Source organism: Paenibacillus camerounensis, from assembly GCF_000723885.1.
In the GTDB taxonomy this organism is placed as follows: domain Bacteria; phylum Bacillota; class Bacilli; order Paenibacillales; family Paenibacillaceae; genus Paenibacillus_AQ; species Paenibacillus_AQ camerounensis.
Window position 1 is genome coordinate 14,318 of record NZ_CCDG010000050.1, and the last position, 25,705, is coordinate 40,022.

Annotated in this window: 23 protein-coding genes; 8 read left to right on the plus strand and 15 right to left on the minus strand. The window is 51.7% G+C overall.

From position 1 onward, the window contains the following. Nucleotides 1–26 precede the first annotated feature (26 nt). The 3 genes from BN3772_RS18805 to BN3772_RS18815 form a co-directional block, all read right to left on the minus strand. Nucleotides 27–734 (minus strand): hypothetical protein, encoded by a 708-nt coding sequence (locus BN3772_RS18805; RefSeq protein WP_042201360.1) that lies wholly within the window; start codon nt 732–734, stop codon nt 27–29. A gap of 85 nt (nt 735–819) precedes the next feature. Next, entirely contained in the window at nt 820–2,646 is a 1,827-nt protein-coding gene (locus BN3772_RS18810) for an APC family permease (RefSeq protein ID WP_042201361.1), read from the minus strand. A gap of 142 nt (nt 2,647–2,788) precedes the next feature. Further along, entirely contained in the window at nt 2,789–3,205 is a 417-nt protein-coding gene (locus tag BN3772_RS18815; protein WP_042201362.1) for a MarR family winged helix-turn-helix transcriptional regulator, read from the minus strand. Nucleotides 3,206–3,340: 135 nt separating this feature from the next. Here BN3772_RS18815 and BN3772_RS18820 point away from each other — a divergent pair, with 135 nt between their 5' ends. Beyond that, entirely contained in the window at nt 3,341–3,814 is a 474-nt protein-coding gene (locus BN3772_RS18820; protein WP_042201364.1) for a DUF2798 domain-containing protein, read from the plus strand. Nucleotides 3,815–3,904: 90 nt separating this feature from the next. Here the strand turns inward: BN3772_RS18820 and BN3772_RS18825 are convergent, their stop codons facing one another. From BN3772_RS18825 to BN3772_RS18845, 5 genes are all read right to left on the minus strand, one after another. Beyond that, the gene (locus BN3772_RS18825) at nt 3,905–4,810 is read right to left on the minus strand and encodes an ROK family protein (protein ID WP_042201366.1); all 906 of its coding nucleotides are present in this window, start codon (nt 4,808–4,810) and stop codon (nt 3,905–3,907) included. Nucleotides 4,811–4,828: 18 nt separating this feature from the next. Next, nucleotides 4,829–6,313, minus strand: a complete 1,485-nt coding sequence (locus BN3772_RS18830) for a glycoside hydrolase family 32 protein (protein ID WP_042201368.1) — start codon at nt 6,311–6,313, stop codon at nt 4,829–4,831. 110 nt (nt 6,314–6,423) lie between these two features. Next, nucleotides 6,424–7,968, minus strand: coding sequence for an ABC transporter substrate-binding protein (locus BN3772_RS18835; protein WP_086074653.1), 1,545 nt, complete (start codon nt 7,966–7,968; stop codon nt 6,424–6,426). 124 nt (nt 7,969–8,092) lie between these two features. After that, nucleotides 8,093–8,974, minus strand: a complete 882-nt coding sequence (locus tag BN3772_RS18840) for a carbohydrate ABC transporter permease (protein ID WP_042201370.1) — start codon at nt 8,972–8,974, stop codon at nt 8,093–8,095. 17 nt (nt 8,975–8,991) lie between these two features. Continuing rightward, the gene (locus BN3772_RS18845) at nt 8,992–9,885 is read right to left on the minus strand and encodes an ABC transporter permease (RefSeq protein ID WP_244444789.1); all 894 of its coding nucleotides are present in this window, start codon (nt 9,883–9,885) and stop codon (nt 8,992–8,994) included. Nucleotides 9,886–10,362: 477 nt separating this feature from the next. Here BN3772_RS18845 and BN3772_RS18855 point away from each other — a divergent pair, with 477 nt between their 5' ends. After that, the gene (locus tag BN3772_RS18855) at nt 10,363–11,403 is read left to right on the plus strand and encodes a LacI family DNA-binding transcriptional regulator (RefSeq protein WP_042201373.1); all 1,041 of its coding nucleotides are present in this window, start codon (nt 10,363–10,365) and stop codon (nt 11,401–11,403) included. Nucleotides 11,404–11,470: 67 nt separating this feature from the next. On the opposite strand, the gene BN3772_RS18860 is transcribed toward BN3772_RS18855, so the two are convergent. After that, entirely contained in the window at nt 11,471–12,172 is a 702-nt protein-coding gene (locus BN3772_RS18860; protein WP_042201375.1) for a metallophosphoesterase family protein, read from the minus strand. A 174-nt stretch (nt 12,173–12,346) separates the two neighbouring features. On the opposite strand from BN3772_RS18860, the gene BN3772_RS18865 reads away from it, so the two are divergent. From BN3772_RS18865 to BN3772_RS18875, 3 genes are read left to right on the plus strand one after another with little or no spacing between them, the layout of a single operon-like run. After that, on the plus strand, nt 12,347–13,822 hold the full coding sequence (locus BN3772_RS18865) for an FG-GAP repeat domain-containing protein (RefSeq protein WP_042201377.1): 1,476 nt from the start codon (nt 12,347–12,349) through the stop codon (nt 13,820–13,822). Nucleotides 13,823–13,836: 14 nt separating this feature from the next. Next, nucleotides 13,837–14,532, plus strand: coding sequence for a response regulator transcription factor (locus tag BN3772_RS18870; protein WP_042180587.1), 696 nt, complete (start codon nt 13,837–13,839; stop codon nt 14,530–14,532). Continuing rightward, complete coding sequence (locus BN3772_RS18875) at nt 14,526–15,923, plus strand: sensor histidine kinase (RefSeq protein ID WP_341872582.1); 1,398 nt, start codon at nt 14,526–14,528, stop codon at nt 15,921–15,923. Before BN3772_RS18870 ends, BN3772_RS18875 begins: the two co-directional genes overlap by 7 nt. 58 nt (nt 15,924–15,981) lie before the next feature. Here the strand turns inward: BN3772_RS18875 and BN3772_RS18880 are convergent, their stop codons facing one another. The 4 genes from BN3772_RS18880 to BN3772_RS18895 all read right to left on the minus strand — a co-directional run bounded on the left by BN3772_RS18880 (nt 15,982) and on the right by BN3772_RS18895 (nt 19,169). Beyond that, entirely contained in the window at nt 15,982–16,575 is a 594-nt protein-coding gene (locus BN3772_RS18880; RefSeq protein ID WP_042201392.1) for a flavin reductase family protein, read from the minus strand. Nucleotides 16,576–16,602: 27 nt separating this feature from the next. Continuing rightward, complete coding sequence (locus tag BN3772_RS18885; protein ID WP_042201378.1) at nt 16,603–17,553, minus strand: ring-cleaving dioxygenase; 951 nt, start codon at nt 17,551–17,553, stop codon at nt 16,603–16,605. A 166-nt stretch (nt 17,554–17,719) separates the two neighbouring features. Next, nucleotides 17,720–18,241, minus strand: a complete 522-nt coding sequence (locus tag BN3772_RS18890) for a GNAT family N-acetyltransferase (protein WP_042201380.1) — start codon at nt 18,239–18,241, stop codon at nt 17,720–17,722. A gap of 127 nt (nt 18,242–18,368) precedes the next feature. Continuing rightward, nucleotides 18,369–19,169, minus strand: a complete 801-nt coding sequence (locus BN3772_RS18895) for an NAD-dependent epimerase/dehydratase family protein (protein ID WP_341872583.1) — start codon at nt 19,167–19,169, stop codon at nt 18,369–18,371. Between the two features lie 118 nt (nt 19,170–19,287). Between BN3772_RS18895 and BN3772_RS18900 the strand changes: the two genes are divergently transcribed. Together BN3772_RS18900 and BN3772_RS18905 are read left to right on the plus strand one after the other, a co-directional pair. Then, entirely contained in the window at nt 19,288–20,916 is a 1,629-nt protein-coding gene (locus BN3772_RS18900) for a carboxylesterase family protein (protein ID WP_052380587.1), read from the plus strand. Nucleotides 20,917–20,953: 37 nt separating this feature from the next. Continuing rightward, the gene (locus BN3772_RS18905; protein WP_042201383.1) at nt 20,954–21,748 is read left to right on the plus strand and encodes a sulfite exporter TauE/SafE family protein; all 795 of its coding nucleotides are present in this window, start codon (nt 20,954–20,956) and stop codon (nt 21,746–21,748) included. Nucleotides 21,749–21,764: 16 nt separating this feature from the next. On the opposite strand, the gene BN3772_RS18910 is transcribed toward BN3772_RS18905, so the two are convergent. Together BN3772_RS18910 and BN3772_RS18915 are read right to left on the minus strand one after the other, a co-directional pair. Next, entirely contained in the window at nt 21,765–22,361 is a 597-nt protein-coding gene (locus BN3772_RS18910) for a DUF421 domain-containing protein (RefSeq protein WP_042201385.1), read from the minus strand. Between the two features lie 72 nt (nt 22,362–22,433). Continuing rightward, the gene (locus BN3772_RS18915; protein ID WP_042201387.1) at nt 22,434–23,405 is read right to left on the minus strand and encodes a phosphotransferase enzyme family protein; all 972 of its coding nucleotides are present in this window, start codon (nt 23,403–23,405) and stop codon (nt 22,434–22,436) included. A gap of 300 nt (nt 23,406–23,705) precedes the next feature. Here BN3772_RS18915 and BN3772_RS18920 point away from each other — a divergent pair, with 300 nt between their 5' ends. Beyond that, nucleotides 23,706–25,634, plus strand: a complete 1,929-nt coding sequence (locus BN3772_RS18920; protein ID WP_244444788.1) for an ATP-dependent DNA helicase — start codon at nt 23,706–23,708, stop codon at nt 25,632–25,634. Nucleotides 25,635–25,705: the final 71 nt, after the last annotated feature.

Consider the following 25,705-nt stretch of genomic DNA (forward strand, 5'->3'; position numbering starts at 1 on the left):
GGCTATTAATTAATAATGTTATATATCTACTGCTTCATCTGCCTGCTTCTCCTCGAACGAACAAGCCAGACCGCCGCTGCGCCGGCCACCAGCACCAGTCCCCCGCCGGCGACGGCAATATTCTGTACCTGCGGCACGTAGACCACCAGCTGAACCGGCTCGGTATCGGCCATGGTGATACGCCAGGTCAGGGAGTTCCCTTCCCGGGCATCTGCATTGTTAGGACCGTATAAGTTGTACGGCAGCGTTAATTTGAAATTCACCGCCAGATTCTGCAGCAGCAGACGGACCAGCGATTCCGGCACATTAAGGCTGCCGATGCCGTCAATGATCTCATCGGTATAAGCATTCAGCTTCGGCTGGGCCGTAACCTCGTATCGGGTATACAGCCAATTATCCTTTTGAGTAACCTCAGTATCTATAATATCCAGGCTGCCGGCATTCTTCTGCAGCTCCTCAAACGACTTGTAGGTCTTCAGGAACTTATATTCGGTTGATTTACCGCTTTGGCTCTTGTCCAATTCTATACCTGCGTCCGCCAGCCTGTCCCTCAGCACCTCCTCCAGCTTGCCGCCGGCCAGAGACTCCGCTCTGGAACTCAGCAGCATGCTGAAGGCCAGCTCCAGGCTTCCGTTCCTCTTCACTGTCATATGCGCCGTTCCGCTGGCGCAGCCGGTTATAAGAAGCAGCATAGACAGGATCAGTGCGGCCAGGCTTACTCTTCTCCCCTTCAATCCTATCCCTCCCGTACTCCGTTTTCTCCATTATACACACTAAAGGGGCAGAACCGGGAATTGTCCCGCTCTGCCCCTAGCCCGGTTATTTTTTCAAATGGTAGGGCACTGTAGTTATAATTACATTTCTGCGGTACAGGAGATGCGTGCGGATCAGCAGACTGGACTGGTTATGAAGAATGTTGTGCCAGCCCTTCTTGGGAATGAACTGCGGCACGATCACCGTCACCTGGTAATGCGATTCGTTCGCCTTGCGCTGGACGGTATCAATAAACTTGATTAACGGATGAATAATGCTGCGGTATGGCGAGTATAGCGACACCAGCCTGATTTCGGGATGGAACTTTTTCCACTTTTCTTCAAAGGCGTGCTCCTCTTCCCGTTCAAAAGGCACATGGACCGCAATAATCTGGCTGGCCGACAGCGATTGTGCATACCGCAGCGAGTTCTCCACAACATGCGTAATCCCGGCCACCGGCAGGATGATTACATTACCTTCAATTGCCAGCGGCTCCTCTTCACAGGTGGTAAGACGCAGCTGGTCTGCTACAGCCTCATAATGCTTGCGGATCCGGTAAAAGAGCAGAATAATCAGCGGCAGGAAAATCAGCACAGGCCACACCTGCGGGAACTTGGTCAGGAAGAACATGATCGTAACCACGAAGCTAATCAGCGCCCCGGTTGTATTAATAGCCAGCTTACCGGCCCAGCCTTGCGGCTTCTCCCGAATCCACTTGACCATCATCCCGGTCTGGGACAGGGTAAAAGGAATAAATACCCCGACCGCATACAGCGGAATCAGATGCTCTGTACGCCCCTCGAAGGCAATGATCAGAATGATTGAGAGTACTCCAAGGCTTAGAATACCGTTCGAGTACCCGAGCCGGTCGCCGCGGACGGTGAACATTCTCGGGATAAATTTATCCTTGGCCAGATTGACCGCCAGCAGCGGAAAAGCGGAATAGCCTGTATTGGCAGCCAGAATCAGAATCAGCGCAGTCGTACCCTGTATGAAGAAATACATAAAGTTCCGGCCGAAGACCCGTTCAGCAATCTCGGATATTACGGTTACCTGCTCATTCGGGATTACACCATAATAATAAGCCAGAACCACGATGCCGGAAAATAATACTGCCAGCAAGATCCCCATGGCTGCAAGCGTCTTGGCCGCATTGGCCGGGGCAGGCGTCTTAAAGTTCGGAATGGCGTTGGATATGGCCTCGACGCCGGTCAGTGCAGAGCTGCCTGAGGCGAAGGCCCGCAGCAGCAGAAACAGGCTGACGCCCGCAACCGGCGTACCGAGCGGGGTATGGAGCTCTGCTGGTACATCACCTGCAATCATACGGAACAGGCCCACGCCGATTGTAATAAAGATGGCCAGCACGAACAGGTACACCGGATAAGCCAGAAACGATGCCGATTCAGTAACCCCTCGTAAATTAAGCGTTGTAATCATCAATACAAACAGGATAGCGATGGGCACATTATAGGGGTGCAGGCCGGGAAAAGCCGAAGTGATTGCATCCGTACCCGCCGATACACTCACCGCCACCGTCAGAATATAATCAACCAGCAGCGAACCTCCGGCAATCAGTCCGGGATATTTGCCCAGATTTTCTTTGGAGACTACATATGCTCCGCCGCCCTGGGGATACGCATAAATAATCTGTCTGTAGGATAAGATCAGTGCAGTCAGCAGCACAAGCACCCCGGCGGCAATAGGAATGGAATACCAGAATGCCGCAGCGCCGATGGTTATCAGCACCAGCAGAATCTGCTCCGGCCCATATGCAACCGAGGATAAGGCATCTGATGAGAGAATGGCCAGCGCCTTCGTCTTGCTCAGTTTCTGGTCGCCCAATTGCTCCGATTTCAGCGGCCGTCCGATCAGTAATCTTTTTACCGAAATCATCGTCTGCCTCACCTGACTTTTTTAAGTTATATTACCCCTGCAACCCGTGATTAAATTCAATCCATAATATACATCTCACCAACTGCCCGCGCAACAGATTTAATTCAGCGTATACGTAAACCGGCTTCACAGCATGTCCTGCTTACAGCCAGTCCTCCGCCAGCAGCTGCTTCAGCAGCTTCACCTGCTCTTCACCGATTTTTGCTGAAATCTCCTGTTCAATCTTTTGCTTAATCTCCGTCATTCTGCGGCACACATCCAGTCCTTCTGCGGTCAGCGCAATATATTTATCGCGGCTGTTGCCTTCTACCTGTACAGTTTCCACATACCCGCGCTCCAGCAAGGCATTTATAACCTTCTGCGCCCCCTGACGGGATATGCTGATCCTCCGGCTGATGTCCGAAATGGACAGCCTGCCGTGCAGCTCAAGCTTGGCCAGAATATGCGTCTCTGTATGATTCAGCGGATCACCGCTGTCACTGCTTACTTTCTCACGCAATACCTTATGCTTTTCACTGACCAGGTCAATCAGATTTAAGCCGCGGATATATCCCTTCATCAACAAGGCCTCCAGTTATCAGGTTACATTTTCAATTTGAACGTTTTCTGGCTTTATTGTCAACTTGGTTGACAATAATTTGACCCCCTGCTAATATGAGTGAAGCAAAAACTTAAAGCTGAGGGAGTTTGAACAATGGGCAAAAATAAAAAAGAAGCACTGATTTTCACCAGCATGACGTGCTTTTTAATGGTCGTCGGAATGAGCTTTTATAATGTAATCATCTCGGTTGGCGCAACAAGCGAAGTGTTTATTCAAGTTGCAGCAGGCTTGCTGCCGGCGCTTGCAGTAGCACTCGTACTGGATATCTTCGTAGTCAGCAAAATCGCCAAGGGGCTGGCCTTTAAGCTGCTTAAACCGTCAGATGCTGTTATCAAAAAAGTATTGACCATCTCATCCTTTATGGTCTGCGGTATGGTCATCTGCATGTCCTTATATGGCACACTAGCACACTACGGTTTCGGAGACAACTTTCTCAGTCATTATCTGGCCATTCTTGGCCTTAACTTCATCTGTGCCCTGCCGCTGCAGCTGCTGGTCGTCGGTCCGCTGGCCCGCTTCCTCTTCACCAGAATGTTCCCGGCTGCCCCTTCAACACAAAGCGCATAGCTGCTGCACAAAGAGATCAAGGGTGAGGACGGACTGTAAAAAAACAAAAAAATCCCGGCGCTTTTGTGAAAGCACCGGGATTTTTCATGTCTATATGAGATTTGGCTTGGATGATGAAGTTTGATTATGAATTGCTGATAATCCCAAAGCAAGAGCACCATATAATCCTGCCTGCTGACCGAGGCCCGGAGGCACTATGTATTCCTCCATTTGCGTAAGAATAGCAGCTGCACTGACATAGCCATTCAGGTTCCTGCGCACAGCCTCACGGATCAGCGGGAACAGCTGGGACTGCTGCATTACGCCGCCGCCAAGGATGATTTTCTCCGGGGAGAGCAGCAGGACAGTCTGGGTTACGGACTCGGCAATATAGAAGGCCTCGATCTCCCATGCCTTGTGTTCTGGCGGAAGCTCATGGCCCTTCCTTCCCCAGCGGGCTTCAATGGCTGGGCCTGCCGCCATTCCTTCGAGGCAGTCCCCGTGATACGGACATTTCCCGGAATAATGGTCCTCCGGATGCCGTCTCGTCGGCACATGCCCGCCCTCAGGGTGGACAAGACCGTGCACCAGCCGGCCTTCCGCATACACGCCGACACCGACACCCGTGCCTACGGTAATGTACAGGCAGCTGGACAGTCCCTGTGCTGCCCCCCATTTCACCTCACCATAGGCTGCAGCATTAACATCGGTATCCCAGCCCAGCGGAACGGGAAAGGCTTGCTTCAAGGCCCCGAGCAGATCATAATTGGCCCATCCCGGCTTCGGTGTGGTGGTAATGTAACCATAGGCCGGACTATCCGGGCGGAGATCAATCGGACCAAAGGAACCTATCCCGATGGCTTCAACCTCTTTGCCCTGAAAATATTCAATCACCCGGGGTATCGTCTGATCCGGATGACCCGTCGGGAAGCTGATCTGTTCCATAATCCGCCCGTGCTCATCCCCGACGCCGCATATAAATTTCGTCCCGCCTGCTTCAATAGCTCCTATACGCATGTATGCCGCACCTCCCGTTTACTTCCCGCTGCCGGCTGCGGCAGGTGAGGACAGCTCATAGATATCCAGTGACAGGAACACATCCTCTTCGTGTGCTGCAAAGGCAGCAAGACCTTTGGAGGCGGGCCCCGGGTATATAAGATCCGTAACGACTGCCTGACCGCCGCCCGCGAATACCTCAACCGACGAGCGGTCTACATAAATACTCAGATCATAGACTTCAGCCGGTGCTGCAAGCTTCGCAGAGTGAACCCCCGGGAACAGGCTGTGGAAGTCACTCTTCCCGGAAGCGCTGCGGTCTACATACAGCTCTTCCTTTTGCGCATCAATCCCGGCAACGGTTTGCTCCTGCGCACCTGACTTTAGACGGAAGCCGGCGGAGGTACCGCGCGGAAGCTTCGCTTCTATAAGGTAAGCATCCAGCTCTAATCCGGCACAGGCCGCATTAATCTCTTGTACCGAAGCATTCTTAAGGGACAAGACCGGTATCCGCGCCGCTTCCAGCTCTTGTGCAGGCTTCTGGATGAGTGTTGCTTCCCCGTTCCTCGTCTCCAGCGTAAGCTCCCGGGGAATTGTCATCGCCCCGCGGAAGCCTTCCGTCGGTGTCTGCTGGGCATACATCCAGTTGCTCATCCAGCCGATAAACAGGCGTCTTCCATCTTCCTCAGGGAGATCAGACCAGCTCACTCCGGCATAATTATCCCTTCCATAATCGACCCAGCGGATGACCTGCGATTCTTCATCAGGCGTGAACAGGCTTCCGTCAAAATCTCCCGTAAAATACTGTGTTCTTGAGCCTTCCTCAAACGCCGGCTCAGCACCGATGCTTACAAGCATCACCCACTTGATATTCTCCTCATCTCCATCCACTGCCAGCGGGAAAAGATCCGGACATTCCCATACTCCATCATGGGAGCCGATCCCTGCGCCGAATTCGCTGGCAAAGCTCCAGCGGATCAGATCCGGCGAGTGATACAGGCATACCGTCTGGCCGCAGGCCACGATCATAACCCAGCGCTCCCGCTCTGTATCCCAGAACACCTTAGGATCACGGAAATCAATGAAGGAATCATGTGTAAGCACCGGATTCCCGGCATATTTGGTCCAGGTTCTGCCGTTGTCCTTGCTGTAGGCCAGACTTTGATACTGCAAGGCAGGCTGTCCTTCCGGCATATTCAGGTGATGGGTGAAGATAGCAACCAGTCCCGGCTTTTCCCCGAACAAGCCCGTCGTATTCTTCCAGTCAACAACAGCGCTGCCCGAGAAAATCATCCCCAGCTCATCCGGCACCAGCGCAACCGGCAGCTCTTCCCAGGTAATCAGATCCTTGCTGACGGCATGGCCCCAGTGCATCTCCCCCATACTCATTCCGTCCGGATGATGCTGGAAGAACAAATGGTATTCCCCTTCGAAATAGACAAGCCCGTTCGGATCATTCATCCAGTTATGCTGAGGTGAGAAGTGATAGACACCCCTGTAGTTTTGTTCTGTGATTGCTGACATTATGATTTCTCCTTTTCTCCCGGATAGATTGAACCGGGAATTTAGAGAAAAGGTCTGTACCCGCTCCCTTTTCTCAAGATTCCCGTTCAATCTTTATTTTTATTTGTATATTACTTCCCCGTAGCTCTGTCGTAGCCGCCCTGCTTGATCTTCAGCCATTCCTGCAGGCCAAGCCGGTCAAGCTCCTTCAAATAATCATTCCACTGGGCATCCATTTTACCGTTCTGGTACCATTCAGTACGCATTCTGAGCACATAAGCGAACAGGTCGGTTTCAATGGTCGTCAGGCGGTCCAGCTCGTCAATGGAATGGAATACGCTCGGCATGACGTTCTCAGCCTTCATTTTGGGAGCCATGATGTTCTTCACGATGTCCATTCTGCCCTTGGCATCATCCGGCATCGTTGTGTATTTATTATAGTAGGAATCCAGAATCGCCAGCGGCCCGCCGATGCTTGTTTTCTCACGGAGCTCAACAGGAGCGGTGCCTTCCAGCGGCAGATGCTTCAGCATCCCTGCGGCCTCATCCAGTTCAAAGATGTTCTGCTGCGTGTCATCCCCGTAGGTTCCCCAGTTGTTCTGTACGGACTGGAGCGGATCATACAGCTGATCCACCCATTTCGCCGTGGTCTCCAGATTTTTGTTCGCACTGGTCACGACCATTTTGCCGCGGCCCAGACCCAGTGCGTTCGTCCGGGTTACGTTGACTTCACCGTCCGGCCCGGCCAGCGGCGGCATCACCTCGTAAGCATCGTTCGCTCCGGAGATATTCGCCTTGTCCCAGGAGAAATACAGCCCGTACTTCTGATCCTTCCCTTTTGCCAGATAAGTGCTCCAGTCCTGGGTATAGGCCTCGATATCAATCAGCTTTTCTTTGTACAGCTCATTAATAAACTTAACGGCATTTTTGTAGCCTTCCTCTGCAGCCGTAAAGATCACTTTGCCGTCATCGCTTACCACCGCATGGTCAGGATTCTCGCCCAGTCCGAAGGAGGCAAACAGGAAGACCAGATCCTCCGCTCCGGGCTTATTAATGAAGGACAGCGGAATCTCATCAGCCTGGCCGTTACCGTTCGGGTCCTGTGTCTTAAAGGCAATCAATACCTGCTTCAGCTCTTCCGTCGTTGTTGGCATCTTGAGGTTCAGCTTCTTCAGCCAGTCCACATTGATCCAGGGCATACTGTCCACCGCCTGAATTCTCTCCTTGCCGTTCCCCAGCTCTTCAATCCAAGGGAAGGCGTAGATGTTGCCGTCAGGTGCCGTTATCATGCTCTTATACTCAGGAGCTTCCTCAAGCACTTTTTTAAAATGAGGCATATTCTGCTCGATTAGCTCATTCAGCGGGATGATTGCCCCGTCCTTAGCCAGCTTCAGCAGCTCATAGTCACTGTAGTCAGCATTAAAGATAGCATCCGGAAGATCACCGCTGGCGACGGCCAGATTTCTTTTTTCTGCAAACACGTCACTCGTGAAGTTCTTCCAGTTGATATGCACATTTGTTTTTTCCTCGAGCCGCTTATTGATCAGCTTGTCATTCGGATCGGCCGGGGCCAGTGCGGAGCTTTGCGTAATGAAGTTCAGGGTGACTTTGCCGTCAGGGTCCTGCTGCTCACTGGCAGCACTTCCTCCCCCGCTGCCGCAGGCAGCAACAAACATGAAGGAAGCAAGGACTGAGGCAGAAGCAGCTTTTGACAAACCTTTTGACCTTTTTAATCTTTTCACGGATATGACCTCCAAATGAATAGGAATGAAAGAATTTTATCTATGTGCGGGCCGCTGCCTATTTAATGGAGCCGACCATAACACCTTTTTCAAAATATTTCTGGAAGAACGGATACATAATAATCAGCGGCAGACTGGATACAACAATTGCAGCATACTTGATGATTTCGGACAGACGTTTCATTTCTGCTGCAGCCAGCTGGTCACTGATCATGCCGGGGTCCACCTGATTCTGGATCAGGATCGAGCGCAGCACGAGCTGCAGCGGGTGAAGATTGGGATTATCGAGATAGATCATCGCGTCAAAATAGGAATTCCACTGGCCGACAAAGGCATACAGCGCCAGCACGAAAATAATCGGTTTGGAGAGCGGCAATACGATGCTGAAGAAAATTCTCATCTCCGAGGCCCCGTCCACATTGGACGCTTCCTTCAGCTCATTCGGTACGCCCTTGAAGAAGGTTCTGGATAAAATAATATTCCATACATTGACCGCTCCAGGGATGATCACAGCCCAGACCGTATCGAGCAGCCCCAGATTCTTAACCAGCAGATAAGTCGGGATCAGCCCGCCGCCAAAGAACATCGTGAACAGGAATAGGGTCATAAATAACCCCTTCCCCTTCATCCGGTCATCCGACAAGGCATAGCCGGCACAGATAGAGACCATGACGGTTAGAATGGCGAAGGCCGATGCATAAAAAACAGCATTAGCAAAGCCCCTGAGCATCGCAGAATTAGTAAGGATCATCTTATAGCCTTCAACTGACCAGTCCGAGATGTTAAAGGAGATCCCCCGGCTGAGCAGGACCGACGGGTCCATGAAGGAGGCGATCACCACATACACGAGCGGAAGAATCACCACCAGCACAGCCAGTGTCAGAAAAGCGGCGTTCAGCACAAGCATCAAACGGTCCAGCCGCGAATGTTTTACGAACATGATTGGTTGCTCCTTTCTTAGTAAAGACCATCGCCCTCATTCAGCTTCTTCACTGTAAAGTTCACTGTAATCAGCAGGATGACGTTAATGATTGAGTTGAACAGCCCCACCGCCGCGGAATACGCGTAGTCGCCGGACTGCAGGCCGATTTTGTAGACATAGGTCGGAATAATCTCCGAGGTTGGCAGGTTCGTCGCCGTCTGCATCAGATACGCCTTTTCAAAGCCGATCGACATGATCCCGCCCGCCGCAAGAATGAACACAATCGCCATAATCGGCCGGATCGTCGGCAGATCAATATGACGGATTCTTTGCAGAAGGTTCGCACCGTCCAGGTTGGCTGCGTTATGTAACTCAGGGTCCACGTTGGCAAGCGCTGCTACATAGATGATGGAAGCCCAGCCCGCCCCCGTCCATATGTCGGAAAGAATATAGATCCAGCGGAAATACTCCGGCCGCGACATGAACATCACCGGTTCCCCGTTAATCCAGCTGAACAGCTGGTTAACCGGCCCTGTCGGAGACAGGAAGATGAACAGCATCCCTACAACAACCACAACGGATATAAAGTTAGGCGCATAGAGGAAGAGCTGGATGTTCTTTTTCACACCGGCACGGCGGACCTGATTGAGCATCAGAGCCAGCAGAATCGGCACAGGAAAACTCAGAATCAGGCCGAAAAAACTCAATTTAAGCGTATTCATAAAAATTACCTCAAAGTTAGGGGAAGACAGGAATTTCTCGAAGTTGTACAGCCCCACCCATTCACTGCCCAGAATACCCTTAATCGGACTGAAATCCTTAAAGGCAATAACCGCACCATACATCGGGCCATATTTAAATATCAGGGTCAGAATCAGCGCCGGTGCCAGCATGAGATACAGAAAATAGTGCTTCTTTAAATACTCCATCAGAGAGCTCTTCCGTTCCGCCGGCAGTTTCCGCTGACCCGCTTCTATTGAGTTATGCAATGCCTTTACCTCCATTCTTGTACATGATTTATAGTTCACTGCAGCAGGGATGCCACTAAAAGGCTTACAATTTGCCGTTCATGCCCCCTTGTTCTTTTACAATTTATCAAATGCCATCTCCTCCGTCAATACATTTGTAAAAATATATTTGTTCATTTGACTAATAATACATTTGTGAAAAACCGTTTAATATTATCAAAAAGGTGGTTATGCTGAATGATTGCAATAATAATCTGTATTCTTAATCTAAAATGCACATTTCAAGTTATAAAATCCAAAGAACTAGAGAAGATACAAGAATGGAAATGTAAACTTAATTGTGCATTTGTAAATTTGTCATTGCTATTTTGGCAAAACTATTATACATTTAAGGGAGTAAAAGAAGAGAGATCATAATATAGAGGTGAACTTACATATATGGCACGGGGTAAAGTAACGATACAGGACATCGCTGATGCACTGGGAATCTCCAGAAATACGGCCTCCAAAGCCTTGAACGGAAACGAAGGGCTGCCTGAAGAAACGCGGAATAAAGTCATCAAAAAAGCGATTGAATTGAAATACAAACAATTTTCGCTGATGGAACCGGATAATGTCCAGCCGAAGAGCTCCCGGAATATTGCCTTATTAACGGAAAATCTTCCGAATACCTCCCACTTTGGCTCGACTTTAATCAGCGGCCTTGAGAAGCGGATCAGCGCCGAGGGATACAACCTGTCCATCCACATTATACGGGAAATTGAACAGAACGCGCTGACACTCCCTAACAATTTCGATGCCGGCAATGTGGACGGTATCATTTGTATTGAGCTGTTTGATCTGGCCTACAGCAGTCTGATTACAAGCCTTGGGATTCCGACTATCTTTATCGACTGCTCTGCACATGTCTGCTACCCTGAATTCCGGGCGGATGTCCTGTTAATGGAGAACGAGAACAGTACCTATCTGCTTACCAGGAAGCTTATTGAGGGCGGTTACACAACCTTAGGCTTTATCGGGGATTATAATCATTGCCGGAGCTTTAATGAGCGGTGGGTAGGGTTTAACCGTGCGTTAACTGAGGCAGGAATCCGGCTGGACCTCACCCAGTGTGTACTGGATAAGGATCATCTTTTTTTCTCCAGCCCCGGCTGGACTGATGAGAAATTGAATGGCATATCAGAGCTCCCGTCTGCTTTTGTATGCGCGAATGATTTCATCGCTGTTGGCTTTATGAAATCCCTGAAGAATTTCGACCACTCTATTCCCGGTGATATAGTAATCTGCGGGTTTGATAACGGCCCCGAATCCAGAATTATTGAGCCTCATCTGACTACTGTTCATATCTACAGCAATGAAATGGGTATCAAAGCTGCCGAAATGCTGCTGTCGCGGATCAATTCTCCCGAGCAGCCCTATCAGGTCTCTCATATCTATACAACACCGGTTTTCCGGGAATCTACGCCAAATATCGGATAATGCATGCTAACAGCGGAAGGCAGTCATCTTTTGGGGATGCCGCCTTCCTTTTATTTCAATGACAGTGTTAATACCGCCCGATCCGCCGTTCCTCCAGCTTCTTTCCCGCCTGCTTATACACGAGATAGGTCATTTCCGTCAGATTTACAAGCCCGAGCGACCGTTCATCCAGCACCGAGTATGTATTCGAGCCCAGATCGCAATTCATTCTGACTCCGTCCCAGTAAATCCGTTCTACGGGCGTGTGTCCGTGAATGACCGGCTTGCCGCCCGTCAGCTCCAGCAGCTCCGCCCCCGGCTGATGATAGAAATCGTATTCATTCATCCACAGGATGTCCCGTTCCTGCTTATCCAGCGGCTGCGCAGGATTCAGTCCGGCATGAGTGAAGATATATCTGTCATTCTCATAGTACAAAGGCAGAGAGCAAGCCCACACCATCTGCTCCTGCCGGACTGCTTCATCCGGAAATGCCGCAGCGAAGCTCTTCAGTGTCTCACGTCCCCCGTGGCTCAGCCATAGCTTGTCTCCGCGCACCAGATAATCAGCCATCATCTCCTCATGATTGCCCATTACAGCATGAACATTATGCGGGTACTGCTCTGTGAGCTGTTTGATCCTTTGGACCACCCCGGCCGAATCCTTCCCCCGGTTAATCATATCTCCACCGAATACAAGCTGATCACGGTCCGGTGCAACCTCTGCTTTATCCAGCAGCAGGTTCAGCCCCTCTACATCCCCATGGATATCGGTTATAAAAAATGTTCTCATCCTTCTCCCCCTCCGCCCTGCTTAGCCGGGCTGCATCCGCGTTATTACTTAATCATAGCAAATTATTATAGCAGTGCGCTCCTTGCTTACAGCGTAACCTTTACCATTTTGCAACTACTTTGCCATCCGGTTGGGATATACTAGGCACAGATAATGCAAAGGAGATTATATCTTATGAACAAATCCGGCTTAAGCCTTAGCGCCATACTATTATTAACCCTGATAACCGCAGGCTGCGGCGCACCCAAGGCGCCCAGTGATCTGCTGCGCGCCCCGTCACAGGGAAGTGCGGACGGAACCATTACCAGCATTGTAAAATCATTTCTTCCGGCAAATGCCCATCTGACTGTCCCTGTCCATTCCGATTCGGGCAGCGCCATTCAGCTGCAGGACCTGGACCAGGACGGCAAGGATGAAATTCTGGCCTTCTATAAAACGGACAAAACGGATTACGAAGTGAATACGCTTGTCCTCTCCCAGTCAAGCGGCGACTGGAATAAGCTGGCCACGATTACCGGTGTCGGCAGCGAGCTGGACTATGTACAGTTCACGGATGTTACTTCGGACGGGCAAACGGATATGCTGCTCGGCTTCAGCGGCGGCCAGGGACTCAGCAAGGAGCTGGCCGTTTATACGCTTGACGGCGGCACCGTATCCGAACTGCTCAAGCAGCCCTATGACCAGCTGGCTGTCGGTGATCTGACCGGCAGCGGAGATACAGATATCGCCTTGTTCCAGACCACCTTCACAACAGACATGCAGCCAAGCGCCCGGCTGCAGCTGTTCCGCCTTACAGGCGGTACGCAGCAGAGTCTGGCCGATCAGGCTTTTGACGGCGCCATTATTCAGGCCAATTTCACGAAGGCGGCTCCCGGGGCCAGTGCCTTGTTCGTTGACGTAGCGATTGGCGCCCATGCCTCCTATACTTCCCTGCTGGTTTGGGAAAATGATACATTTACTGATATACTGGCAGCAGAAGACTATCATCATGAAGAGCTTGCAGCAAGCCGGGATATTGCACTTACTCCTCATTCTCCGGCACCAGGCAGCAAGCTGGGCGAGAACAATATGGCGATTAAGGACTATCCGCTCTACAGCTCGGATGTCAACGGTGACGGCATTACCGAAATCGGCTTCCTTGTCCCTCCGGCAGGTACAGAGAGCATGGCGCCCCTGGCGACACCGTTTATCACCAAATACTATCAGTGGGACGGACAGACCGGCCTGAAATTCGTAGAAGAACAGTTCGACAGATGGGGCTTTAACTTCAGTATTCCGCAGAGCTGGAAAGGTAAATATGCCCTTGAAATTGCCGAGGAATCACCTGAGCCGTGGAAGAATATCCGCTTCAGCTACAGGGATGCCGGCCCGGACGCACAGGCAACGCTGCTTGAGCTGCGTCTGCTCACCAAGCAGGAGTGGCAGAATACGGAAAGCGCACTGAAAACGGAGAATAGAATATATGCCCTGCTCTATGAGCTGCAAAATACAGAGGATGCTGAGGCACCGACAGTGCTGGTTGCTGTTCTGCCTGCGGAGGATGCTGCCGCCAAGCTGAGCGGCTCTGCGCTTCAGGAGTATAATCAGCTGAAGCTGCCGCTGGAAGAAGTCCGGCAGCTGGCCGGCACACCACAGAAGCCCTTGTACTGATTAGGAGGTTGTCCATGAAGGTGCTGGTATTGGAAGACGAGAAGCCGATACGCGATTTTTTACACGTAAATCTGAAGCGTGCCGGCTTTGAGGTTACCGAAGCTGCTACCGGTGAAGCAGCACTGGCTGCGGCGCGGGAGCAGCGGGATTTCGACATCGCCATTCTCGATCTGATGCTTCCGGGGATCAGCGGCTTCGAGGTCTGCGCCATGCTGCGCAGAGATTTTCCCCGGCTGGGCATCATTATGCTGACCGCCAAAAGCCAGGAGATCGACAAAGTTATGGGTCTGGATTCGGGAGCGGATGACTATGTGATCAAGCCGTTCAGCCCGGTTGAGCTGCTGGCCCGGGTCCGTTCACTGTACCGGCGTATGTACCCCGGGGAGACAGTGCTGCAGGAGAACGTCATCCAGCTGCCCCCTTTTACCCTGATGCCGGACGAACGGAAGCTGCTGAAGGACGGGCTGGAGATCGCTTTGACGCCCACTGAGTTCTCGATTATCAAACTGCTGATGGAGCAGCCCAATAAGGCGATTAACCGGGATGACATTCTGACCTCGGTCTGGGGGCAGTATTTCATGGGAGAGCTCAAAATTGTGGATGTAAATATCAGCCGGATACGCCAAAAAATCGGCCAGGATGCCACAGGGCCGCAGTACCTGGAAACTGTGTGGGGATTCGGCTATTTATGGAGGGTACAACATTGCTGAGAGGGATCAGGGCACGGCTCATCACCTATATTACAATAGTCCTGCTCCTAATCGTCCTGCTGCTGGAAGGGGTATTTATTGTTGCGGTCCACTACTTCTATCTGGGCAGTGCAATGGAGACCCTTTCTTCAAGGGCTACGACCTCTGCTACCTTTTTCAACAAGTATCTGGAGGGTTATTCAATCAATGAGCGGGCCAGGTACATACTGGAGAACCTCTCCACTGAGGAGAGCAGCAAAGTTGAGGTGCTGAACACCGAAGGAAATGTCATCATCAATTCATTCGGCTTTTCCAGCGAAGAGCGGATTGATACGCCTGATGTGAGGAATGCACTCAGCAGCGGCAAAGGAAGCTACCAAAGTCTTACCCCGGGGAACGGGGAACGGATTATAGCTGTTTCTCTCCCGATCAAGGAAGCCGGGATCAATATAGGCGTGCTGCGCTATTCCGTTTCTGCCGAGCCGCTGTACGACGTTATTGTTACTATTGTACTGAATGCAGTGTGGGTCGGGCTGCTGGTCATCCTGTTCGGCTTCGTGCTCAGCCTGATCATCGCGAAGCGGATTGTGGGTCCGATTCAGCAGCTTACGTCTGTAGCCAAGGAAATGGCAACCGGCAATTTCACCGCCAAGGCAGCGAAGCAGCATAATGATGAGATCGGGACGCTGGCCGTCACGCTCAATTACATGTCCGAGGAAATCCTCAAGAGTGAAAAAATCAAATACGACTTCATCTCATCCGTCACGCATGAGCTGCGCACTCCCCTGACCTCAATCAAAGGCTGGGGCGAAACGCTGCTTATGGGTGATTTGTCCGATAAAAAAGAGACCCTGCAGGGGCTCGATGTGATGACCGGCGAAACAGACCGGCTCATTGGACTGGTAGAAGATCTGCTCGATTTCTCCAAATTTCAGGCCGGGGAGATTACGGTTGATCTGCAGCCGTATGATCTCAGGGGACTGCTGGAGGATCTGCTGCTGCAGTTCCGCTACCGCGGTCAGACGAAGGAAATCCGGCTCTACGCCGACATTCCCGACCAGCCGTTGCCGGTTAACGGTGATTTCAACCGCTTGAAGCAGGTGTTCGTCAATCTGCTGGATAATGCCTTCAAGTTCACTCCGGCACAGGGAGCCGTAAGCCTTGCAGCAGTTCAGCAGGAGGAGCTAATCATCGTTACGGTGACGGATACCGGGGAAGGTATTGAGGCATCTGATCTGGACAAGCTCGGCACCAAATTTTTCAAGGGCCGTTCACGCCAGTCCGGCAGCGGACTCGGGCTTGCCATCTGCAAGGAGATCATCGGGCTGCACGGCGGACAGCTGAAGATTGAAAGTGAGTTCACGATCGGGACTTCAGTGATTGTCGAGCTGCCGCGTTATATTATGCAGTAAGCGGCTGCACCGGTAAGGGACGGCCGTAATCTTCCGGCTGTTCCCCGGGACAATCCTGTTAGACCGGTCTTTCAATCTCAAAAATCTCCCCGAGGCCCGCATAGCTGTTCCCTGCCAGACGGCTGACCGCCCCCAGCTTGTGCGGATCAATTCTGCCCTGCTCATAAATCTCCTCCGCAATGTGAAACTGGACGACTCTGCCGATCAGCAGCTCGAAGCCCGGGAATTCCACTGTCTGCTCCAGCACACATTCCATCCTTACCTTGGCTTCCTTAACGCCCGGCACAGAGATAGCAGTGCTCTGCACAGGTGTAAGTCCGGCAAGCGTTATTTCACTCTGATCCGGAGCGAGGGGAGCGGCGGTCATATTGATTCTCTCCACATTGCTGCGGTCCACGATATGCACTACAAACTCCCTGCGTTCCATTATATTCCGAGCTGTATCCTTCGGCTTGCCTGCCGCATGCTGAACAGACACTGAGATCATGGGCGGATTGGAGGAGACGATATTGAAAAAGCTGAAGGGTGCTCCGTTCAGCACGCCTTCTGCAGACTGCGTTGTTACAAAAGCAATCGGCCGCGGTATAATGCTGCCCACGAGCAGCTTATAATTGTCCCTCTCCGTATTCCCTGCGGGGTCTATCGCCAGCATATCAGTCATTCCTTCCCGTAAGTTCATTTAATCGAGCTCTCTGATCTGGAACGGCAGCAGAACCTGTTCAATCTGTGCTCTGTGCGGCTCATACTGTGCCGGCAGCTTAAGCTCCGTACCCATTGTTTCCTGCGTTTCATCATGAGCGAAGCCTGGAGGATCTGTAGCAATTTCGAACAAAATCTCCCCATGCTCCCTGAAGTAGATCGCGTTAAAATAATTCCGGTCCTGCACCGCGGTTACCCCGTATCCGTGATCATGCACATAACTCTGCCACTCCAGCTGATCCTGATCATCCTTGGCTCTCCAGGCGATATGATGCACTGTGCCGACACCCATTTCACCGCGCTGTACAGCGGTCATTTTGAGATCAATGACATTGCCCAGATCGGCAGTAGAATGGTAACGCGCAATATCATTTTCCCGGCCGATAAATGTAAGCCCCAGCACCTGCTCCAGCAGCTCAGCCGTTGCTTCCGGATCAGTCGACAGCAGTGTGGCGCCGCCGAACCCTTTGATCGCAACCTCTGGTGTAACGCCCCCGAAGGTCCAGCTATTCTGCTCCCCGGCTTCCCGCTCCACCAGCTCCAGATGCAGCCCGTGCGGATCATCGAATTCAAGCACCTGCTCTCCGAACCGCTCCAGCTCGCTGAAAGCAACCTTGAACGTTGCCAGTCTTTCTTTCCAGAAGCTCATCGCTCCTGCCGGGATAATGTAAGTTGTTACACCCACCTGTCCGCCGCCGATTTTGCCTTTGTAGGCTCCAGGCCAAGGGAAGAAGGTAATGATTGTGCCCGGCTTCCCTCCGTCATTGCCGAAGTAGAAGTGATATGTGCCCGGATCATCAAAGTTCACTGTCTGCTTAACCAGACGCAAGCCCAGCACCCCTGCGTAAAAATCCATATTCTCCTGCGGATGCCCGACAATTGCTGTAATATGATGAATTCCCATTGTTTGTTTTGCAGCTGTATTAGTCATTATAACCGACTCCTTTTATTATAGTGTTATTTCAGAGAATCATTTCAATACGTTAGTACGTTTTGAAGATTCTTAAGTTTAAGATATATAGGTGATTATCTTTAAGTTAAGATAACTCCTTGATCTCAATTTACTTCCTTTTTATCTTAAAGTCAAGATACTTTATTTAAAATTTATAATACCAGAAAATCGCCCGCTCACCGGCCGCCGCAAAATTAGAATAGAGCATATTGTCCACCCCTCCGATCACAAAACCGTAACGGTCATAAAAACGGCATGCAGCCACATTAACATCTTGTGTTTCCAGCATGAGACCGGCAAGCTTACGCTGCTGAGCCCACTGCACCGCCTGATCCATAAGCCGGCTCCCGATTCCCTGCTGTCTGCGGCTGCCGGCTACAGCAATATTCTCGATCATCGCATATCCGTTCCAGTTGGCACGCAGTCGGATTCGCCCGGTGAATTTCTTCCCATCTTTGTATAAAAATACCGCCTTACTCCTATCTTCGATGTATGTACTATCAATCTGCTCATCCTCATACCGCTTCACATAAGCTTCAGAAAAGCTCTCCTCTGTATACGTCCAGTCGCCGTTTTCATACCTGGGAAGAATCCGTCCAGTAACCATAAATCCTTCGTTCGGCTTGTTATAGTCGTCCATATTTGACTCTGTCATTCTTATAATCAACTCATCAGCGCCTCCGGTTCTTATTATTGTTTATATATGAAGTTCCTCTTCGCCTCCCGGATTCCTGCCTTCTGTAGAACGCAATCAGGCCCCGGAACCGGAGCCTATACTGTCACTTCACTGCTGGCTATGTCTTCTGTCCTCCCTGGTAGGCCGTTTCATCCCGGCGTATCTTCCGGCCGGCTGCCTTGGCCTGCTCAAGCAGCTCCGCCCCGTCATCCTGCGGCTTGTAGCCGATCAACTGCTCAAGGTAGGCAATGTCGTAATAGTTATCCTTATTTGCAGATGTGCCGTAGAGATTCAAATACTTCATTCCTTCATCGGCCTCGATACAGCAGATAGCCAGCTGCAGCATATCGCGTCCGGATATCCAGATATGTCCTGCACGTTCAGAATGCGGACGGTCATCTTCGGGAAAATTACCGATTCGGATATTAATCGAAGAAATTTTTCCTTGATCCGCATACAGACGGCCGAGCAGCTCAATGTAGCATTTACTCAGCCCGTAGAAGCTGTCTGGACGGTAAGGATCGGACGGTTCAACCTGCTCATCTGTCTTATAGAAACCGGTCGCATGATTAGAGCTGGCGAAGATAATCCGTTTAACTCCGCTTTGCACCGCAGCTTCAAACAGCTTGTAGGCACCGGCTACATTTCCTTGCAGCACCTTACCCAGAAAATCATCCTCATCCTTCATCCAGGCAAAATGGAGTACGGTATCTATGCCTTGCGTCAGTTCCTTAAGACGCGCTTCATCGGCAATATCCAGCTGAACGATGCCCTGGCTTTCTTCTGCCACAATATCAGCTCCGGTAACATCATACCGGCTGTCTTGCTTCAGTCCCTGGTAGAGGGTATTTCCGATCACACCCGAAGCTCCTGTTATCAGCAGTTTTCGTCTCATCTTTGCATGCTCCTTTCTCAGCAGTTTATAGATGCGCTGTTAGTTATTACCCGCAGGAGGAGGAACCTATACGGCCGATATTGATATCTTGTCCGGTACACCGGAGCAGTTCTATAATAAAAACGAGTAGAGGGGGATGTGTATGAGCGCAAATGCATTTATGGAAGAAACCGTTACCATTTCTGACGGCAGGCTAAAGGGGATTCACCTGACCGAACACCGGGCCCTAGCCTGGCTGGGTATCCCTTATGCCAAGCCTCCTGCCGGGCAGCTGCGCTGGAAAGCGCCGCGTGAAGCGGAGCCCTGGGAAGACGTATTATGCGTCCGGGAGTATAAGAACAGCAGTGTTCAATGGCTGGAGAATGAAGCAGGGGGCAATGAAGACTGCCTGTATCTGAATATTTGGCGCCCAGAGCATAATGAAGCCGGCCTGCCGGTATTGGTCTATCTGCACGGCGGCGGCAATATCGCCGGCTCCGGACAGGATTTTCAGGGCAGCCGGCTGGCGGTCAGCACTGACAGCATAGTCCTCACTATTAATTACCGTTTGGGAGCAATGGGATTCTTCCGCCATCCGGCGCTCCGCACAGGTGATCCGCTCGATGATTCAGGAAATTACGGCCTGCTGGATATTCTGCATGCGCTGAAGTGGGTACAAAAGAATATTAACTATTTTGGCGGAAATCCGGGAAATATAACGCTGGCGGGCCAGTCAGCCGGAGCAAGAAATGCCTTGGCCGCTTATCTCTCTCCGCTTAGCAGAGGCCTGTTCCACAAGCTGTACCTCATGAGCGGCAGCTTGACGACGGCCGCTGCAGAACAGGGTGAAGCTTATGCTAATGATCTTCTTGCGGCATTGCTGTCAGATGACGGGACAGCAGCAAGCGCTGCTGAGGCGGAGGAATGGCTTGCACAGCAATCGGCTGAAGCAATTGCGGACTATCTGTACAGCCGGAATGCCGGACAGTTTGCCGGAATGATCCGCGACACCGGAATCCGCATGGGAGTATTCCCCCATTTGTTCGAGGACGGAACCGTTATTCCGGAAGGCGGCTTCGGCAGGCTCAATGCACAGGAGCATCCTGTGCTGCCCTTTGTTCTCGGCAGTACAGCGGGTGAATTTACCGGCTTTGCTTTGGCCGATTCCCGCTTCTCGGGCCTGGTGCAGGCTGATGGCAGGCTAAGCGGAAATACCGGGCTTGAGCAGCTATACGCAGCGGCAGTTCACTATGGTAACGGGCTCTATGCCGCTTTTAATGCAGAGCAGACCGCAGAGCGCTTAACGGCTGCGATACCGGGAGTCCCTGTTTTTGCTTACCGGTTCGGCTGGGGCCTGCAGGAAGGAGTGACCGATGCTGACTACCGGCTTTTGCTGGGTGCGCCGCACGGAGCTGATATTGCTTTTTATACAGGGGCATTCGAGGGTAATTATCCGGAAGGTGTAATTACCGGACATAATGAGCCCGGACGCAGGGAATTGTCCGCCTTAATGTGCAGTTATCTGCGGCACTTTCTAAGTACAGGTAATCCGAATTCGGAAGAGCGGCCCGGCTGGCCGCAGTGGACCGGCAGCACGGATACAGCCGAGATTCTTGCACTGGACGCCACCGCACAGAAGGCTGCCCTGCACACTGTGACAAGGCTTATACCGGAGGATATCTGTTCCGCCATGGAAGCAGACGGGAGCCTGACCTCAGAGCAGCGCAGCTGGATTACCCGCAGACTGTTCGCCGGACGTTTTTTCTGGAACGCACATGATGGTTACATTTGAGTCGTCATACTACTCTATAACGAAAGGGAACTGCTGAGTGCTAATCTACCTGCTTTTATTCCTGCTCGGATTGACCGCCGGCATTTCCGGATCGCTTGTCGGACTTGGCGGCGGCTTCATTGTTGTACCGGCGTTAGCCTTTCTGTACCCTGAGATGCCAACCGCCCATTTGGCCGGCACCTCCATGGCAATGCTGCTGTTCAATTCTATTTCCAGTACTTACGTCTATGCCCGTCAAAAAAGAATCGACTATCAGGCGGCGCTCTGGTTCGCAGTAGCTTCTATTCCCGGCTCGGTTATCGGAGCGCTGTTATCAGAACAGATTGAGGGAAGAGCCTTCTTTGTCAGCTTCGGCATTTTTCTGGTTCTGATTGCGCTGCTGCTCCTGTTCAAGCCGAAAAAGCCCCTGACCCTGCCGTTTAATCCTACGGTCAGGCGGAGCTTCGCAGATGCCGGAGGCAGCCGGTTTGAATACGCCTATCATATGCCTACAGGCGTTATTATCAGCTTCTTCGTCGGTTTCCTGGCCAGTCTGTTCGGCGTCGGCGGGGGCAGTCTGATGGTGCCGACAATGACGCTGCTGCTCGGCTTCTCGACACATATTGCCGTTGCCACTTCCATGCTGCAGATTTTTCTGTCGTCCATCGTAAGCACATCAACCCATGGCTATCTGCAAAATATTGAGTGGATCATGGTGTTATGCTTAGCACCGGGAGCCATTATCGGCGGCCAGCTCGGCGCACGGCTTGCTAAGCGCCTGCCGGGTAAGCTGCTGCTCAGGCTGCTGGCGGTCTTTCTGATTATTGTAGCTGCCCGGCTGATCATGAAATAATTCTGAACTAATCTATCTACAGCTGGTCAAACAGACTTTCGCCCGGCTTCTTCTGTTCCTGCTCTTTCGGCGCTGCTGCAACGTTCCCGGTCCCTGCTCCAGCCAGGTATTTCGCCAGCAGCGTCTCCACCTCGGTCAAGGTTACTGGCCTTGCGGCATCGGAAAGCTCATAACCCATCATGCCGTTAGGCTCATATGTTGCCGACTTCACATCGCTGAGCCTGGAAATACCCTGCTCCCGCAGATTCATCTCCAGCGCTTCGATGGTTAATCTCAGCTTCTTCAGATTCTGCTCCTGCACCCGGCCGTCCTTAATGACAATAACCGCCGGCCCCTTGACCAGCCTTTCGAACAGGCTCCACTGCAGCTGCAGCCACTCTACCGCAATCAGCACGGCAATAAATACAATAGCAGCCGCCATCGTAATCAGGATATGATGGTCTGCAATCGGCTCTACGATAATCGTCCCGATGGATATCATCGCGATCGTTGTCGGGATGGTCATCTGTGAGATGGACTTCCTGCCGGCCAGCCTGAGCACCAGCATACCGAATATAATCAGCACCAGAGCCTTCCAGACCTCATTCCAGACCTCACTCCAGATTTCGTTCATACCCATATCCCTCCGCCATCTTTAGATATGGTTATTTTTTACTGCACCGCTTCTGATTATGCAATGTTTAAATTACAGCAGGTGGTACACTTCTTTTCCCGCCAGAAAATCCTTGCATTTCCCGTATACCTTTACCGCATGCTCCTTAACCCAGCCGTTGCTGGCGGGATCACGGATGAACATCGCATAGCTGATGAAGACATCCATTAATATTTGTCCCTCAATGTACCGCATATCGTCAATCGTGAGGTCTCTCCGTGAGCTGTAGCCCTCCAAAAAAGCCGGTCTTAGCTCGCTTTTCAATGCCGTGGAAGCGCTCCCTACATCAAACAGATAATAACCGTAGCCGGATAAACAGAAATCTATCAGATGCGGCGTTGCTCCCTGCACAATTACATTTCCGGGCTGTACATCGGCGTGAATGATTCCCCAGCTGTCCTGCCTTGCATCCAGCTCGGTCAGCTGTTCCTTGATTACATCCAGCACTTCCACGATTATATCGTACAGCTCCTGAGTATATACGCCGCCAGCTATACCGCATTTAAGCTCTTCAATCGCAGCATCAATACTTTGCACACCGTATACAGGCCTCGTTAATCCGGATAATTGCTGCCCGCCTGAAGCGTTATGAAGCTCTGCAAAGGTCTCTCCCAGTGTATAGGCAATCCTCCCGATATTCTCCTCTTCCCCTGTCAGCACTGCGCCTTCCAGCCACTCCAGCACTGTCGCATAACATGGGCCGAATTCCCCGGACGGATACAATGTTACATACTCGCCTGCATGGTTAACGGCCGGCTCCTGCACCCGAATCACCTTCCTCCGGTTCAGCTCCTGAAGAAGATACACTTCGGACTTCAGGCCTTCCAGCGTATGCTGGGTGCCGGACAGCCCCGCTGTTCTCGGATGGTGAATCCGGAGCAGATAAGCCTTGCCATCGGCTGCATCCGTTACCTTAAAGGTCATATTCTCGTTATGCCGGATGAACTCAATTACCGGCTCCTTTACAGGATAGAACGATATTACTTGCTCAGCATGCTTGATCAAAACGGCTTCCCTCCAGGCTCCAAATTAAGGTATGCTTCTCTCCTCTTATATTCCATAATAATACATATGGAGCCGGTATAGATTACTATACTCGTTAATTACAACGGAAATGCCAGCCTTGACTGCCAGGCCTCTATCAGAGATAATTACAGTTTGACCCAAAAAATCAATTTGCCGGTACAGGCGTATTGAAACAGTGAAGGGGCGATTGTCATCAGCTGGTTAAGTGATCTTTATAAGTTACAGAAACGGGAGCAGAAGAAGGACATCGAGCCCGCTCTGGTCAATGCCGTCTTCCGGATGTACGACCGGTTTCCCAGACTCGGCCTCCGGGAACGGACCGGACAGCAGGATATGTCGCTGGATATTGCGGATGCGTATATTAACGGGCGCAACGCTATGGTCGAGGCCGGAGTCGGCATCGGCAAATCCTTTGCCTACCTTATCCCCGGCCTGCTCATTAACCATATCTCGCAGCAGCCGGTTATTATTGCCACCTCCTCCATCCAGCTCTCCGAACAGATCCATAAGGATCTGCGGGTAATCGGAAGCCGGCTCGGATTCACAACCGTACGCTCTGTGGTCGGAAAAGGCATGGGCCAGTATGCCTGCCGCTACAGGGCAGCGGACCTGATCCAGCCGGAGGCGCCGGACTCCCCTGTGCAGGCTCTTGCCCGCCGGATTACAAATTATGAGATTGATGAGCGGGCGGATATTCAGGGCGGCATCAGTGATGCCGTATGGTCCGAGGTATGTGTAAATGACTGCAAATTCGAACAGTGCCGCTACAAAAGCACCTGCTCCTTCTATGATATGCGCGCCAAAATCAGCGCCCGGGCAGGTGAAATGGATTTCATCATCGTTAATCAGGATCTGCTGATCCGGGATCTGATCAAGAAAAAAGAAGGCACAAGACCCCTAATAACCGAGCAGCCGGCGCTGATCGTCATTGATGAAGCGCATAATCTGGAGGCTAAGGTGCGGGATGCAAGAACGCTTGAATTCACCTTCCGGGGGACCAGCCGGATGCTTGATGATGTGCTGCAGATTCTTTTCAGGCAATCTGCAGATAAAAGCCTGATGGCACAGGTCCGATTGGTCAAAAGCTGTTTAACCAGCATCTTCAAGCAGGCGGAAGCCGATCTGCTGCAGACCGCCAAACAGGACAATGACCGGATCAAATTATCCGAAATGAAAGGAATTCCGCTCAGCCGGGGCATACAGCTGTTGAAGGATTTTCAGCTTGGGCTGGCGGTACTGACCTCCCGGAATGAACGCGAGATTGACAATTTGTATGAAGCGGTACACGGGCTGATCGACCTGTTCGCAGTCCTCTCAGGGAGTGAGCAAGGCTATCTTCTCTGGGCCGGCACAAGCCGCCGCGAAGCAAGCATCAGCATCTGTCCCAAGAACATCAGCCAGTTTCTGAAACAGGCTTTATTCAACGGAAAGACCTCTGTCATCCTCACCTCGGCCACGATGTGCCAGGGCGGTGACACGCTGGATGAGCAATATGCTTATCTGACACAATCGCTTGGTTACAAGGGGGATTATATGGAGCGCCAGCCCTCCCCTTTTGATTACAACAGCCATACCCTGATGTACATTTCCGGTAGTGTTCCCTGCTATAACCACTTGAACCGGCAGGAGTATCTTGAAGCGGCGTACAAGGAAATGTTGAGGCTATGCAATGTAACAGACGGGCGGACACTGGTGCTTTTTTCAGCCAAAGAGGATATGACATTCGTTCACGGGAAGCTGCAGTCCGAGAAGCTGGCCTGGGCGCTGCATATTCAGCAGGAGGGCTCATCCCAGGACGGGGTTATAGCCGGGTTCCGGCACAGCAAAGGCGTGCTGCTCAGCACCGGCGTATTCTGGGAAGGGATCAACATCGAGGGCTCCGACCTGTCGCAGGTCATCGTGTTCCGGCTGCCTTTTCCGGTTCCGTCAGATCCCGTCTATGAATATAAGGCGTCTAAGGCGAATAATCCGTTAAAAGAGGTCTTCGTACCGGACATGCTGCTCCGCTTGCGGCAAGGCACCGGACGCCTGATCCGCAGCGAAACTGATCTAGGCGTGCTCAGCATCCTCGATTCCAGGCTGTCGGCAGCCGCTGCCAAGGATTACCGGAGCAAGGTGCTGGAGGCTCTGCCGTTCAAGCAGGTAACCGAGGATTTCCGGGTACTGGAGCGGTTCGTGCAGGCTAAGGGCATAAAGCGCAGGATATGACAAAGGACAAGCCCGGCAGATTAGTACGGAATATAATATAACTGCAACAAATAGAAACGGCTATGCCGTCC

What these genes read in the sequence shown, in the direction of transcription:
- BN3772_RS18920 (WP_244444788.1), top strand. Translation starts at nt 23,706, where the DNA reads ATGTACGACCGGTTTCCCAGACTCGGCCTCCGGGAACGGACCGGACAG.
- BN3772_RS18885 (WP_042201378.1), bottom strand. Translation starts at nt 17,553, where the DNA reads ATGACTAATACAGCTGCAAAACAAACAATGGGAATTCATCATATTACA.
- BN3772_RS18835 (WP_086074653.1), bottom strand. Translation starts at nt 7,968, where the DNA reads ATGTTTGTTGCTGCCTGCGGCAGCGGGGGAGGAAGTGCTGCCAGTGAG.
- BN3772_RS18840 (WP_042201370.1), bottom strand. Translation starts at nt 8,974, where the DNA reads ATGTTCGTAAAACATTCGCGGCTGGACCGTTTGATGCTTGTGCTGAAC.
- BN3772_RS18810 (WP_042201361.1), bottom strand. Translation starts at nt 2,646, where the DNA reads ATGATTTCGGTAAAAAGATTACTGATCGGACGGCCGCTGAAATCGGAG.
- BN3772_RS18855 (WP_042201373.1), top strand. Translation starts at nt 10,363, where the DNA reads ATGGCACGGGGTAAAGTAACGATACAGGACATCGCTGATGCACTGGGA.
- BN3772_RS18900 (WP_052380587.1), top strand. Translation starts at nt 19,288, where the DNA reads ATGAGCGCAAATGCATTTATGGAAGAAACCGTTACCATTTCTGACGGC.
- BN3772_RS18910 (WP_042201385.1), bottom strand. Translation starts at nt 22,361, where the DNA reads ATGAACGAAATCTGGAGTGAGGTCTGGAATGAGGTCTGGAAGGCTCTG.
- BN3772_RS18880 (WP_042201392.1), bottom strand. Translation starts at nt 16,575, where the DNA reads ATGCTGGCGATAGACCCCGCAGGGAATACGGAGAGGGACAATTATAAG.
- BN3772_RS18870 (WP_042180587.1), top strand. Translation starts at nt 13,837, where the DNA reads ATGAAGGTGCTGGTATTGGAAGACGAGAAGCCGATACGCGATTTTTTA.
- BN3772_RS18825 (WP_042201366.1), bottom strand. Translation starts at nt 4,810, where the DNA reads ATGCGTATAGGAGCTATTGAAGCAGGCGGGACGAAATTTATATGCGGC.
- BN3772_RS18820 (WP_042201364.1), top strand. Translation starts at nt 3,341, where the DNA reads ATGGGCAAAAATAAAAAAGAAGCACTGATTTTCACCAGCATGACGTGC.
- BN3772_RS18845 (WP_244444789.1), bottom strand. Translation starts at nt 9,885, where the DNA reads ATGGAGTATTTAAAGAAGCACTATTTTCTGTATCTCATGCTGGCACCG.
- BN3772_RS18865 (WP_042201377.1), top strand. Translation starts at nt 12,347, where the DNA reads ATGAACAAATCCGGCTTAAGCCTTAGCGCCATACTATTATTAACCCTG.
- BN3772_RS18830 (WP_042201368.1), bottom strand. Translation starts at nt 6,313, where the DNA reads ATGTCAGCAATCACAGAACAAAACTACAGGGGTGTCTATCACTTCTCA.
- BN3772_RS18860 (WP_042201375.1), bottom strand. Translation starts at nt 12,172, where the DNA reads ATGAGAACATTTTTTATAACCGATATCCATGGGGATGTAGAGGGGCTG.
- BN3772_RS18815 (WP_042201362.1), bottom strand. Translation starts at nt 3,205, where the DNA reads ATGAAGGGATATATCCGCGGCTTAAATCTGATTGACCTGGTCAGTGAA.